The sequence below is a fragment of the Gordonia sp. 'Campus' genome (genome assembly GCF_022206305.1).
Classification (GTDB): domain Bacteria; phylum Actinomycetota; class Actinomycetes; order Mycobacteriales; family Mycobacteriaceae; genus Gordonia.
Genome location: NZ_JAKOIW010000004.1, coordinates 213,942 through 226,536 on the forward strand (window position 1 = coordinate 213,942; position 12,595 = coordinate 226,536).

Annotated in this window: 12 protein-coding genes; 3 read left to right on the forward strand and 9 right to left on the reverse strand. The window is 68.3% G+C overall.

Translation table 11 applies throughout. The features are described 5' to 3' along the window. From MAY35_RS06430 to MAY35_RS06440, 3 genes are read right to left on the reverse strand one after another with little or no spacing between them, the layout of a single operon-like run. Nucleotides 1-1,197: a class I SAM-dependent methyltransferase gene (locus tag MAY35_RS06430; RefSeq protein ID WP_238420039.1), complete on the reverse strand. Its 1,197-nt coding sequence runs from the start codon at nucleotides 1,195-1,197 to the stop codon at nucleotides 1-3. Then, nucleotides 1,194-2,168: a class I SAM-dependent methyltransferase gene (locus tag MAY35_RS06435; RefSeq protein ID WP_238420040.1), complete on the reverse strand. Its 975-nt coding sequence runs from the start codon at nucleotides 2,166-2,168 to the stop codon at nucleotides 1,194-1,196. The genes MAY35_RS06430 and MAY35_RS06435 overlap by 4 nt, the downstream gene beginning before the upstream one ends. A gap of 48 nt (nucleotides 2,169-2,216) precedes the next feature. Further along, complete coding sequence (locus MAY35_RS06440) at nucleotides 2,217-3,005, reverse strand: enoyl-CoA hydratase/isomerase family protein (RefSeq protein WP_238420042.1); 789 nt, start codon at nucleotides 3,003-3,005, stop codon at nucleotides 2,217-2,219. An 88-nt stretch (nucleotides 3,006-3,093) separates the two neighbouring features. Here MAY35_RS06440 and ligD point away from each other — a divergent pair, with 88 nt between their 5' ends. Beyond that, nucleotides 3,094-4,062, forward strand: a complete 969-nt coding sequence (gene ligD / locus MAY35_RS06445; protein ID WP_238420043.1) for a non-homologous end-joining DNA ligase — start codon at nucleotides 3,094-3,096, stop codon at nucleotides 4,060-4,062. A gap of 7 nt (nucleotides 4,063-4,069) precedes the next feature. Here ligD and MAY35_RS06450 read toward each other — a convergent pair whose 3' ends face one another. Beyond that, nucleotides 4,070-4,894, reverse strand: coding sequence for an NUDIX domain-containing protein (locus MAY35_RS06450; RefSeq protein ID WP_238420044.1), 825 nt, complete (start codon nucleotides 4,892-4,894; stop codon nucleotides 4,070-4,072). Beyond that, entirely contained in the window at nucleotides 4,895-5,731 is an 837-nt protein-coding gene (locus MAY35_RS06455; protein ID WP_238420045.1) for an ABC transporter ATP-binding protein, read from the reverse strand. It lies immediately after the preceding gene. 120 nt (nucleotides 5,732-5,851) lie between these two features. Between MAY35_RS06455 and MAY35_RS06460 the strand changes: the two genes are divergently transcribed. Next, entirely contained in the window at nucleotides 5,852-6,853 is a 1,002-nt protein-coding gene (locus MAY35_RS06460) for an LLM class flavin-dependent oxidoreductase (protein WP_238420046.1), read from the forward strand. A gap of 80 nt (nucleotides 6,854-6,933) precedes the next feature. Here the strand turns inward: MAY35_RS06460 and MAY35_RS06465 are convergent, their stop codons facing one another. Genes MAY35_RS06465 through ctaD form a run of 4 tightly spaced genes read right to left on the reverse strand, consistent with a single transcriptional unit; the run spans nucleotide 6,934 to nucleotide 11,172 of the window. Next, nucleotides 6,934-7,383, reverse strand: coding sequence for a cupin domain-containing protein (locus MAY35_RS06465; RefSeq protein ID WP_238420047.1), 450 nt, complete (start codon nucleotides 7,381-7,383; stop codon nucleotides 6,934-6,936). Next, nucleotides 7,380-8,126, reverse strand: a complete 747-nt coding sequence (locus MAY35_RS06470; protein WP_238420048.1) for a peptidyl-tRNA hydrolase — start codon at nucleotides 8,124-8,126, stop codon at nucleotides 7,380-7,382. The genes MAY35_RS06465 and MAY35_RS06470 overlap by 4 nt, the downstream gene beginning before the upstream one ends. Nucleotides 8,127-8,141: 15 nt before the next feature. Continuing rightward, complete coding sequence (gene serB / locus MAY35_RS06475) at nucleotides 8,142-9,383, reverse strand: phosphoserine phosphatase SerB (protein ID WP_238420050.1); 1,242 nt, start codon at nucleotides 9,381-9,383, stop codon at nucleotides 8,142-8,144. A gap of 4 nt (nucleotides 9,384-9,387) precedes the next feature. Then, on the reverse strand, nucleotides 9,388-11,172 hold the full coding sequence (gene ctaD / locus MAY35_RS06480; protein WP_238420052.1) for a cytochrome c oxidase subunit I: 1,785 nt from the start codon (nucleotides 11,170-11,172) through the stop codon (nucleotides 9,388-9,390). Between the two features lie 291 nt (nucleotides 11,173-11,463). Here ctaD and MAY35_RS06485 point away from each other — a divergent pair, with 291 nt between their 5' ends. Then, on the forward strand, nucleotides 11,464-12,531 hold the full coding sequence (locus tag MAY35_RS06485; RefSeq protein ID WP_374237928.1) for an ABC transporter substrate-binding protein: 1,068 nt from the start codon (nucleotides 11,464-11,466) through the stop codon (nucleotides 12,529-12,531). Nucleotides 12,532-12,595 lie beyond the last annotated feature (64 nt).

Here is a 12,595-nt window from a genome sequence, read left to right on the forward strand (position 1 = left end):
TCAGAATCGGACTCCGGGCTCGCAGACGAACGCGGCACCCTTGCGCCCGATGCGGGTCAGCACCACCGACATCGGTTGCGAGCCCTTCAGCTTGAGCTTCTTTCGCAACCGGTCGGGATCGACATCGAGTCCGCGCACCAGGATCTCGAGCGGACCGCAATCGTGCGCCGTGAGCGCCTTGCGCAGGGCCTTCTCGGTGACACCGGTCTGCTCGACGACCCGGAAACCACGCGCTCCCGCTGGTACGTAATCTCCGGTGAGATAGGCGATCTGGGGGTCGAGCTGCCAGAGCCCGAAGCGGTGCGCGTAGTGCCGGACGAGTCCGGCGCGCACGATCGCGCCGTCCGGGTCCACGATCCACTCCCCCACATCCCCGGCATCGACGTCGTCGGATTCCCGGTCGGTGATCTCGAAACGGGTGACGACCCCGCCGCGCGTCCGCAGCACCGTCGCACGACGACCCGGCTCCACTCCGGGTCCCGACCACAGGCACGCCTCCCGCACACCGCCGTCGAGAGAAGTGATCTGGACCTCGCCGTCGAATCCGAAGCGATTCCGCAACATCATGTGGTCCAGACCCGGTGCGCATTTCACGATCAGCACGCGCCCCGAATAGGTCGTCATCAGCTCCAGAAGCGGTGGTGTGAGCTGGTCGAGCCGGAAGACCCGGCCGGCATCTGAGCGTCGGGCCGGGTCGGCGAGAACCACATCGGCGGTGGAGGTGGGGGTGAGCGCGTCCGCGTTGAGCAGCGTCGCCGCCGGCACGTTGTGCCGGGCCATCGCGAGCCGGACCACGTCGAGGTCGCTGCCGATGACACCGGCAATCCCGTTGCTGCGCACCAACTCCCGCAACTCCGCGCCGATCGAGCAGGTGACGTCGTGGACCACCGCGCCCGGGAACCGCCCGGCAATTTCGGCAGTCCGGTCGGCCGCCACCGCCGATGCCGTCGCCTGCTGGAGCGCGTCGTCGTTCACCAGCAGGTCATCGGCCGCCCGCAGCTTGACCGCCGCGCGCCGCCTGCATCGGACGGTCTCGATCAGTGCGGCGTCGTGGGGTGCATACCGGCTACGGACCTCGGGGACGTCCGCGATCATCGATGACGCCGACAGTTCGAGACCGGACACCGTCTGCAGCGCCTTCTCACCGTGCCGCGACCGCAGGAACGCGACGTCGTCGAGCGAGAACGAGTAGCTCACGGCTTGGTGCCGGTGACCACCACGTTGTAGAAGAACTTCGGCGGCACTACCTTCCGCAGGACGTTCTCGTCGAGCCAGGTGAGACGCTTCCAGCCACCGAAGGCGAAGCGCGCCCATCCCCAACCGAGCTTCTCCGGCGGCACCGCGGCCTCGAAGGTGCGTACCGGCCAGCCGAGCATGGCGGCCGCCAGCTCCTCGGTGGCGGTCTCCACCTTGTTCGCGCCGGCGGCGCGGGCGATGCCGGCGAGCTCATCCGGATCGAAGGTGTGGATGTCGACAACCGCTTCCAACGCCGCCGCGCGTGAGGACTCGTCGAGTTCTTCCTGGGGTCGACGCCACCCCTGCAGCGGACCGAACTTGGTGATGTTGGTGGTGGCGAACCAGGTGGCGCGGCTCATCCAGCGGGCGTAGAAGTCACCGATCGTCGACGGTTCGCCGGCGAAGATGAAGCGACCGCCCGGCTTCAGGACCCGCAGGACCTCGCGCAGCGCCTGCTCGACATCGGGGATGTGATGCAGCACAGCGTGTCCGACGACGAGGTCGAAGGTGTTGTCGTCGTAGGGGATCTTCTCGGCATCGGCGACCCGGCCGTCGACGTCGAGCCCCAGGTTCTCGGCGTTGCGCAGCGCGACCTTCACCATGCCGGGCGACAGATCGGTGACCGAACCCTTCTCCGCGACTCCGGACTGCATCAGGTTCAGCAGGAAGAAGCCTGTGCCACAACCGAGTTCCATCGCCCGGCCGTACGGCAGCGAGGAGTCGTCGGTCGCGACCGCGTCGAAGCGGCCGCGCGCGTAGTCGATGCACCGTTCGTCGAAGCTGATCGACCACTTCTCGTCGTAGGTCTCGGCTTCCCAGTCGTGATAGAGGACCTGCGCGAGTTTGGTGTCGGTGAGCGCGGCCTTGACCTGCTCTTCGGTCGCATGTGGGTTCGGCGCCGGGTCGATACCGGGTGTCGCGTCGGTGGTCATGATCGCTTCCTGTCGCGTGGGTGGGTAGGGAATGGTCGGTGCGTCGGGTCAATGTCCGACGAATGCCGCCTTGCCGGGGCCGTTCTCGACGAACGACGCCATGCCGATGGCGCGGTCCTCGGTGGCGAACAAGGCGGAGAACAGCTGCTCCTCGATCTTGAGACCGGTGTCGAGGTCGACCCCGAGCCCTTGATCGACGGCCTTCTTGACGGCGGCGAGAGCCACCGATGCGGCGCCGGTGAACTGGCCCGCCCAGGCCAGCGCCGCGTCGTAGACGTCGTCGGGGGCGACGACCTCGTCGACGAGCCCGATGGCGAGAGCTTCCTCGGCGCCGACGAACCGGCCGGTGAACATGAGGTCCTTGGCCTTCGACGGACCGATGAGGCGCGCGAGCCGCTGGGTGCCGCCGCCGCCCGGGATCAGGCCGAGCAACACCTCGGGCAGCCCGAGCTTCGCGTTGTCGCCCGCGATCCGCCGGTCGGCGCCCAACGCGACTTCGAGGCCGCCGCCCAGGGCGTAGCCGGTGATCGCGGCGACCGTCGGCTTGGGGATCGCGGCGATGGCCCCGAGGTCGCGTTGCAGCCTGCCGGCGACCTTGCTCATCTCGGCATAACCGACGTCTCTCATCTCCTTGATGTCGGCGCCGGCGGCCAACACCTTCGGTCCGCCGTAGACGACGACGGCCTTGATGTCGTCGCGCAGCGTGGCCTCGTCGGCCGCAGCGGCGAGTTCGGACTGCACCTGTCGGCTCAGCGCGTTCATCGGCGGTCGCTGCAGCAGGATGGTGCCGACACCGGGATGCTCGTCGGAGCACTCGAGGGTCACGAACTCAGGCATGGTCGAAGGCTACCGGTAGGTAAGTCCGTCCGGCGCCGCAGCCCGCAGACGCCGCCCGGAAGCCGCGGAGCGCCATACAGTGGCGGTCATGGCGAAAACGTCGGGTTCCGCAGGTGATCCCATCGAGCTCGAGGTCGGCGACCGTACCGTCCGGCTGTCAAGTCCCGACCGCGTCTATTTCACCGAACGGGGTGAGACGAAGCGGGACCTCGCCGACTACTACATGTCGGTGGGCGATGGCATCGTCCGCGCTCTGCGTGACCGTCCCTGCATGCTGCACCGGTTTCCCAAGGGGATCAGCGGCAACAAGGTCCATCAGAAACGTGTGCCCGCGGGGGCGCCGGACTGGCTGGAGACCACCGAGATCTACTTCCCTCGCTACGGTCGCACCGCCGACGAACTGTGCGTCACCGAGCTGGCGTCGGTCATCTGGGCGGTCCAGATGTCGACGGTCGAGTTCCACCCGTGGAACTCGCGGCGCGCGGACCCCGAATCGCCCGACGAATGGCGCATCGATCTCGACCCGATGCCCGACTGCTCGTTCTCCCGTATCCAGCGGGTGGCGCATGTCGTCGAGGAGGTTCTCGACGAACTGGGCATGCGCGGATTCCCGAAGACCTCCGGGGGCCGTGGCCTCCACATCTACGTGCGCATCGCCCCCGAGTGGGGCTTCCCGCAGGTTCGGCGGGCGGCGCTGGCCTTCGCCCGCGAGGTGGAGCGCCGAGCACCCGACGACGTGACCACCACGTGGTGGCGCAAGGACCGGGACCCGGCGGCGGTCTTCGTCGACTACAACCAGAACACCCGCGATCACACGATGGCATCGGCGTATTCGGTGCGCGGCAACCAGCGCGCGACGGTCTCGACCCCGGTGACCTGGGATGAGATCGACGACATCGAGCCCGACGACTTCACCATCGCGACGGTCCCGGAACGCTTCGCCCGGCTCGGCGACCTGCATGCCGAGATCGACGACGTCGCCTACCGGCTTGATTCGCTCATCGAGTGGGCCGACCGCGACGACATCGGGTCCGACGAGGACGACCCCGAGGAATAGGCGTTGGTCAGAGTGTGATCTCCGGCGGCTGCTGGTCACCGAGGGTCCGGAAGTACTCGTCGGAGTTCGGGAACCCGAGCCCGGCGAGTCCGGCACCGGGTGTCACGTTCGGCAGGATCGGTTCGATGACCCGCTCGGCCGCGAGGAGCTCGTCGATCGTGGCGAACCCGGCGACGTAGTTCAGCTGCGACCAGGTCGGCGGCATGAGGAAATGTTCCCCGGCCGCCCAGGACTCGATGGCCGTACGCGCGTTCGCCCAGCGGGCGACCTCGGCCTCGGTGGTCTCGCCGTCGGCCTGCTGACCGTCGGGCATGGCCGCCAGGAAGAACCGGGTGTCGTAGCGTCGCTTCTCGTTGACGGGAGTGATCCAGTGCGCGAGCGGTCGCAGGAGGTCGGCACGCAGGGTGAGCCCTCGCGCGGTCAGGAACTCGGCGAAGGACAACGACTTCCCCACGAGACGCTGACGGTCACCCCCGAGACCCGACGGGTCCGCGAACGAACCATCGGAGTCCGTGGCGAGCAGTACCCCGCACTCCTCGAATGTCTCGCGGACCGCCGCGCACACCAGTGCCTGCGCCACCTCGGCGTCGCTGGAGAACTCGCTCGCCCACCACGTGGCGTCCGGTCCGGTCCAGGCGAGGTCGGCGTCGGCGTCGCGCTTGTCGACGCCGCCACCGGGAAAGACCGTCATGCCGCCGGCGAACGCCATCTGCTTCACCCGGCGTTGCAGGAACACCTCGATGCCGTCGGCGGCGTCGCGGACGAGAACGACGGTCGCCGCGTCGCGCAACGGCGCGGACACCACTTCGGCACCTGACTGGGTGGACGTCATCTAGCTACCTCCTGCTGCCCGTCGATGGCCACCCGCACGGCGTCGGCGCCGTGCGAAGTACCGACCGTCGACCTTGTCCAGAACGATCTGCTGCCGGAAGGCAGCGGTCAGGTTCTCACTGGTGAGTACCTCATCGAGCAGCCCCTGCGCCACCACTCCGCCCTCGGACAGGATCAACGCGTGCGTGAAGCCCTCCGGGATCTCCTCGACATGGTGGGTGATCAGCACGATGGCCGGTGCGTCCGGGTCGGCCGCGAGACGCGCGAGGCGGTCGACGAGTTCTTCGCGTCCGCCCAGGTCGAGACCGGCGGCGGGCTCGTCCAGCAGGAGCAGTTCGGGATCGGTCATCAACGCGCGGGCGATCACGACCCGCTTGCGCTCGCCTTCGGACAGCGTGCCGAAGCGACGGTCCGCGAGGTGTTCGGCACCCATCGATTCCAGCGACTCGACGGCCTGCGCACGGTCCATCGCGTCGTAGCTCTCCCGCCATCGACCGAGAACCGCGTGGCCCGCGGAGATCACGACATCGCTCACGATCTCCTCGGGCGGCACCCGGTCGACCAGCGATGGGCTCGAGACGCCGATCCGGGTCGACAGTTCGCGGATCTCCACCCGCCCCAGCTTCTCGTTGAGCACAAAAGCGGTCCCCGACGTCGGATGGATCTCCGCACCGGCCAGCCGGATCAGCGTCGTCTTGCCTGCGCCGTTGGGCCCGATGATCACCCAACGTTCGTCCAGTTCCACCTGCCACGACAGCGGGCCGACGAGGGTCTCACCGCCGCGAACGACGGCGACGTCACGAAAATCGATCAGGAGGTCGGGATCGGAATCGGTCACTCCCCCATCCTGCACCACGGCCCCCCGTTCGGACGTGTCGACTCTCGGCGTCGTCGAGGTCATCGGGAAACCGGCGCCGTACGGGAATAGGAACGGGCGTGTCCACGGTTGACTCGAGTCGTGACGCCTTCGAACCTCCCCCTGTCGATCCTCGATCTCGCGCAGATCGGTCGCGACGAGACGGCTGCGCAAAGCCTCTCCGCCAGTGTCGATCTCGCACAGCATGCGGAGAAGTGGGGCTACCGTCGGATCTGGTACGCCGAGCACCACAACATGTCCGCCATCGCCTCGTCGGCGCCCGCGGTGCTCATCGCACACATCGCCGCGCACACCTCGACGATCCGGCTCGGCGCCGGCGGTGTGATGCTGCCCAACCACTCGCCGCTCACCATCGCCGAACAGTTCGGCACCCTCGCCGAGCTCCATCCCGGACGCATCGACCTGGGCCTCGGACGCGCCCCCGGCAGCGATCAGCAGACCTTCGCCGCACTGCGTCGGACACACTCCTCGGCCGAGCGGTTCCCGCACGATGTCCTGGAGCTACAGGCCTTCCTCGGCGACGAATCCCGCATCGAGGGTGTTCGCGCCACCCCGGGCGCCGGGACGCACGTCCCGCTCTACATCCTGGGGTCGTCGTTGTTCGGCGCGCAGCTGGCCGCGGCCCTCGGGCTGCCGTACGCCTTCGCCTCCCACTTCGCGCCGCAGGCACTGACCGAGGCGGTCGCGTTGTACCGCCGCGAGTTCCGGCCGTCGGAGGCGCTCGCCGAGCCCTATGTGATCGCCGGTGTCGGTGCGATCGCCGACGACGACGCGGACCGTGCCCGAGAACAACTGCAGATCGCGAAACGACAGCGGGTGTCCCTGCTCTTCGGACGGGGCCGCACGTTCACCGACGAGGAGGCCGACGCCATCCTGTCGATGCCGCAGGGCCGCCAGATCGACGAGATGACCACGTATTCGGGAGTCGGCACGCCCGCGGAGGTCCGCGACTACCTCACCTGGTTCGCCGGCCACGCCGACGCCGACGAGCTGATCGTCGCGTCGATGGCCCCCGACCGTGAGGTCTGGCTGGGCACGTTCGGCCATCTGGCCCCGGCGAATTCGCCGGTCGCCGCGCGGTAGCGCGCCCGGAGACGTCGCTGCGCGGTGGCGCGCCCAGAGACGCCGCCCCGGGGTGGCGCGCTCGGGGCTCGATGACGCTCTCAGGCGAGCCGGAAGTCCTCGAAGTCGAACCCGGGGACCACGATGCAGCTGACGAGCGACGGCTCGTCGCCGACGGCGCGGGCGCGTTGCCACACCCCCGGCGGCACCAGAGCCTGCGGTTGCTGTCCGGCCTCGATGCCGGGTCCCACGACGACCGACGTCACGTCACCCGGCGTCTCGGTGGCCCCGCCGAGGTCGAGGTGTACCGGGGCGCCGCGATGGTGCAGCCACAGTTCGCCACCCCGGACGGTGTGCCACGCCGACGTCTCACCCGGTAGCAGGACGAAGTAGATGGCGGTGCCGGCCGCACGGTCGCCCGCGTAGTCGCCCGGCAGCGCGTCGCGCGGTACGACGACGTCGCTGCGCCATGTCTCCCGGAACCAGCCGCCCTCGGGATGCGGTTGCAGATCGAGCGCTGTCACCCAGTCCGGCGGTTCGGCGGTGCTCATGTGTTCTCCTGTTCGCGGATGACTTCGGCGATGACCGTCACCGACCCCGGCGCGATCTCGGTGAACCCCGCATCGCGCACGGCGACCGCGGTTCCGGCGGAGTCCGCCGCGAGAAGCTCATGCCAGCGTTCGGGTGTCGACTCGCGAACGGCGAGTGGACAATCGGACAGGCGCCAGCGGACCGCTTCGTCGGGTGTCAGCAGCTTCGTGGCGAGCATCGCCGCATGGCCCACCTGCGCGGCGAGTTTCCCGACGGTCATCTCCAGCGCTGCGTTGGTCCACAGCACCACGCCGCCGGCGGGCCGGTCGGTGGGTACCTGTCCCTCCACCTCGGTCCCGCCGATCTGCAGACGCGCGATCCGCCGGTCGAGGTCGCCGACACGTCCGGGTACGAAGGCCCTCGCCGAGGCGTCCCCCTCGGTGGCCGTCACACCCCACACCTCCTGCGCCGCAACCCAGTGCGCACCCCTCGCCCGCCTCGCGATCTTGCGGATGCGAGCGTCGCACCAGTCGTCCATCGGCTCGGCCCAGGGGCCGTCACCGGCACTGCGTTCGTCGAGGCACAGGAGCGCCACCGCACGAGCGGCAGCGGTCAGCAGGTCGGTGCGGTCGGGCGGTTCGCTCTTCTCGATGCGCAGCACCATGGCCATCGCCAGGACGTCGGCAGGGTCTGCGGGATCGTCACCGCCACCGACGTAGCGGACGAGCCGGCGGTGGTCGGCCTTGATCGCCTCGACGTCCATACGGGGCGGCAGCCCTCAGCCCAGCGGGACCCGGCGGTACACACCGTCGGCGGCGTCCGCGGCCTCGATCTCGTCGCGCGAGACACCCAGGATGAACAGGACACCGTCCAGGAACGGGTGATTGAGCGTGGCGTCGGCGACCTCGCGCAGCGCGGGCTTGGCGTTGAACGCGATACCGAGACCCGCGACGCTGAGCATGTCGATGTCGTTCGCACCGTCGCCGACGGCGATGGTCTGTTCCATCGGGACCCCGACCTGGTCGGCGAAGGACCGCAGTGCGTCGGCCTTGCCCATCCGGTCGACGATCTCGCCGACGACGCGGCCGGTGAGCTTCCCGTCGACGATCTCGAGGGTGTTGGCCCGGACGAAGTCGAGTTCGAGCTCGTGGGCCAGACCGTCGATGACCTGGCGGAATCCGCCCGACACCAGACCACAGTGGAATCCGAGACGGTGCAGCGTACGAATCGTGGTCCGTGCGCCAGGCGTCAGCTGCAGCGACGTTGCGACCTCGTCGAGCACTCCGGCGTCGAGCCCGGCGAGCGCCTTCACGCGTTCGTGCAGCGACTGGGCGAAGTCGAGCTCGCCGCGCATCGCGGCCTCGGTCACCGCGGCGACCTCGGCCTCGCGACCCGCATGGGCCGCGAGCATCTCGATGACCTCACCCTGGATGAGCGTCGAGTCGACGTCGAAGACGATGAGACGCTTGGCGCGTCGGGCCAGTCCGCCGCGCTCGACCGCGATGTCCACCGAGTGCTTCGCGGCGACCTGCGCCAGACCCTTGCGGAGTGCGGCGTCGGCGGCGACGCCGCCTCGGCCCGCCACGCTCACCATCAGCTCGAGGCCGGTCAGTGGGTAGTCGGCGATCCCGCGGATGGAATCGATGTTGCCGCCCTGGCTGGCGAGCTTTGCGGCGACCGCACTGAAGGCCGTGGCCGTGACCGGGCTGCCGAGGAGAACCACGGCGTGCGATGACGGGGACCGGCTGCCGGGATCGACACCGATCTCGACCCGGACATCGAAGCCGATGGACGCCATCGCCTGCTCGACGACCTCCTGCAAGGTCTCGGGATCACCGCCGGCGGACACCAGCACACCGAGGGTCAGCTGCCCACGGATGACCACCTGTTCGACGTCGAGCAGTGCAACGGCCTGACCGGCCAGGGCACCCATGAGAACTGAGGTGACGCCTGGCCGGTCAGGACCGGTGACGGTGACGAGAACGGTCGTACCGGGACTTGCTGTTGCTTCTGCGCCCACCGGGTCAGCGCGGGTCGGGATCCGGAGATCCCTCGTGCGTACCCACGGTGAAGGGCTCGCGACGAGCCTCTTCCATCTGCCGGTCCTTGCCCGCGTCGTGGCCCGGGCCGACGTGCGCCTCGGCACGCATCCGGTCGATCATGTGCGGGTAGTGCAGCTCGAACGCCGGACGCTCCGACCGGATGCGGGGCAGCTCGGTGAAGTTGTGGCGCGGCGGCGGGCACGAGGTCGCCCACTCGAGCGAGTTGCCGAAGCCCCACGGGTCGTCGACGGTCACGACCTCGCCGTAGCGGTAGCTGCGGAACACGTTCCAGAGGAACGGCAGGGTCGACAGACCCAGGATGAACGCACCGGCGGTGGAGATCATGTTCAGCGTCGTGAAGCCGTCCGACGGGAGGTAGTCGGCGTAGCGACGCGGCATGCCCTCGTTGCCCAGCCAGTGCTGCACCAGGAACGTCATGTGGAAGCCGATGAAGGTCATCCAGAAGTGGATCTTGCCGATCCCCTCGTCGAGCATGCGTCCGGTCATCTTCGGGAACCAGAAGTAGATGCCCGCGTAGGTGGCGAACACGATGGTGCCGAAGAGCACGTAGTGGAAGTGCGCGACCACGAAGTAGCTGTCGGAGAGGTGGAAGTCCAGCGGCGGGCTCGCGAGCAGGACGCCGGTCAGACCACCGAAGAGGAACGTGACGATGAAGCCGACCGAGAACAGCATCGGGGTCTCGAACGTCATGTGGCCTCGCCACATCGTTCCGATCCAGTTGAAGAACTTCACGCCGGTCGGCACCGCGATCAGGAACGTCATGAAGGAGAAGAACGGCAGCAGCACGGCGCCGGTGACGTACATGTGGTGCGCCCAGACCGCAGCCGACAGTGCGGCGATGGCGAGAGTCGCGTAGATCAGACCCGAGTAACCGAAGATCGGCTTGCGCGAGAAGACCGGGAAGACCTCGGACACGATGCCGAAGAACGGCAGGGCGATGACGTACACCTCGGGGTGACCGAAGAACCAGAAGAGGTGCTGCCACAGGATGACGCCGCCGTTGGCGGGGTCGTAGATGTGGGCCCCGAACTGCCGGTCGACCTCGAGACCCATGAGCGCCGCGGTCAGCAGCGGGAAGATCAGCAGGATCAGGACGCTCGTCACGAGGATGTTCCAGGTGAAGATCGGCATCCGGAACATCGTCATACCGGGAGCACGAAGGCAGATGACCGTCGTGACCATGTTGACGCCACCGAGGATGGTGCCGAGACCACCGACGGCGAGGCCCATGATCCACAGGTCGGCGCCGATGCCCGGGCTGTGGACGGCGTCCGTCAGCGGCGTGTAGGCGGTCCAGCCGAAGTCGGCGGCACCACCGGGGGTGATGAAGCCGGCGATCGCGATGGTCGAGCCGAACACGAACAGCCAGAAGCCGAGAGCGTTGAGTCGCGGGAAGGCGACGTCGGGGGAACCGATCTGCAGCGGCAACACGAAGTTGGCGAAGCCGATGACGATCGGGGTCGCGTACATCAGCAGCATCACGGTGCCGTGCATCGTGAAGAGCTGGTTGAACTGCTCGGTGGACAAGAACTGCATGCCGGGCATCGCGAGCTCGCCACGCATCAGCAGGGCCATCAGGCCGCCGATGAGGAAGAACGCGAAGCACGCAGTGATGTACATCATGCCGATCAACTTGTGATCGGTCGTGGTGAGCAGCTTGTAGATGAACGAACCCTTGGGCTGATAGCGCTCCGGGAACGGACGCACTGGAGCCACTTGCGTGGTGGGTTGGTCTACCGCGGTCACAGATCCTCCTCTTGCCCGAACTCGACGCCGAACCCCTTCGGCTGCCGGTCGGCACATGAACAAACCGAGCGCTGGTTACTGATCCTAAACCCTCACCGGCGCCCGGGCCGACCGGGTCCTACGATCTGTCGTATTCGATTCCGGATCGGACGTATCGACAGTGCTCACCGCCTGTTTCTCGACGACTCGCCCGGCTCTGCGAACGTACATCGGGGACCCCGTGTCGAGGGTCCCCTGTGTACGGGTCCGAGCCTACGCCGGACGCCGGCGAGCCGGTGCTAGGTTGGGCGGGTGCAGCGCAGGGTGACGGGGGTCGTGAACGTGGTGGCCAGAGATGTCGACTCGCTTTCCGGCGGCTCTACCGTCTCGTTCCTGCGTCGTCTCGGCTGGTCCGCGGCGATCGGGCTGACCGTCGTCGCCGCGGCGGCCTGCTCGGGCGAGAAACCGCTGACGACGCCCGACGGCTCCCCCATCTCGACCACCGTGACGCGCATCGCCGAGGTCAACATCGTCTCCGCGGACCGCGACTACGCAAAGACCTGCCTCGCTCCGACGGCACCGGATCCCGGGGTGCAGGACGTGACCCGGGTCGTCGTGACCGATCCCGCGCTCCTCGACGCCGTGTGTGCCCTCGGCCTCGGTGCCAAGGTGAGCGCCGTGACCGCCGAGCCGGGGTCGGTGCCCGCATACCTGGGGCCGCAACTGACCTCGGTCCCCGCGATCGGGTCTGCGCCCGACTCCGCGGCCGTCACCGCAGCCGACGCGGACCTCGTTCTGACCACCCCGGACACCGCGGGCTCGGCGCGCGCCTTCGACGGCGTGCGGTCGGTGACCGTTCCGATCGGCCCAGATGGACGAGCAACGGACTGGAAGGAACAGTTCCAGTCCGTGGCCGACGCCCTGGGGCGCAGCGAGGCCGGCGCGAGTCGTCTCGCCGAATACACGACAGAGGCCCGCAAGACCGGCCGACGAATGGACGCCTCGCACACCCAGGTGTCGCTGGTCCGGTTCGGAGACGGCTCGGAGACCATCGCCGGGATGAACACCTTCGCCGGCCAGGTCCTCGGCGACATCGGCGTCCAACGCCCCGGCCCGCAGCGCGTCCCCGACTCCTTCGCCGTCACCGACGAGAACTTCCGGGACGCCGACGCCGACCTCATCTACGTCAGCTTCGACGGAGACGCAGGCCGCGCCCATGGCGAGGACGTGCTGTTGAGCGACGAATGGCTCAGCCTCGGGGCGCCGGTCTGGAAACGGGTCCTCGCCGTCGACGACGAGGTCTGGTATCAGACCTCGGGTCTCGCCGCCGCGTGGCTGGTCCTCAACGACGTGAAGGGTTCGCTCGACGGGAATTCCTGAGCCCGCGAGTTGTCGCACTTCGGGACGAGCAGATGTCGCACTTCGTGACGGGGATCGCCACGAA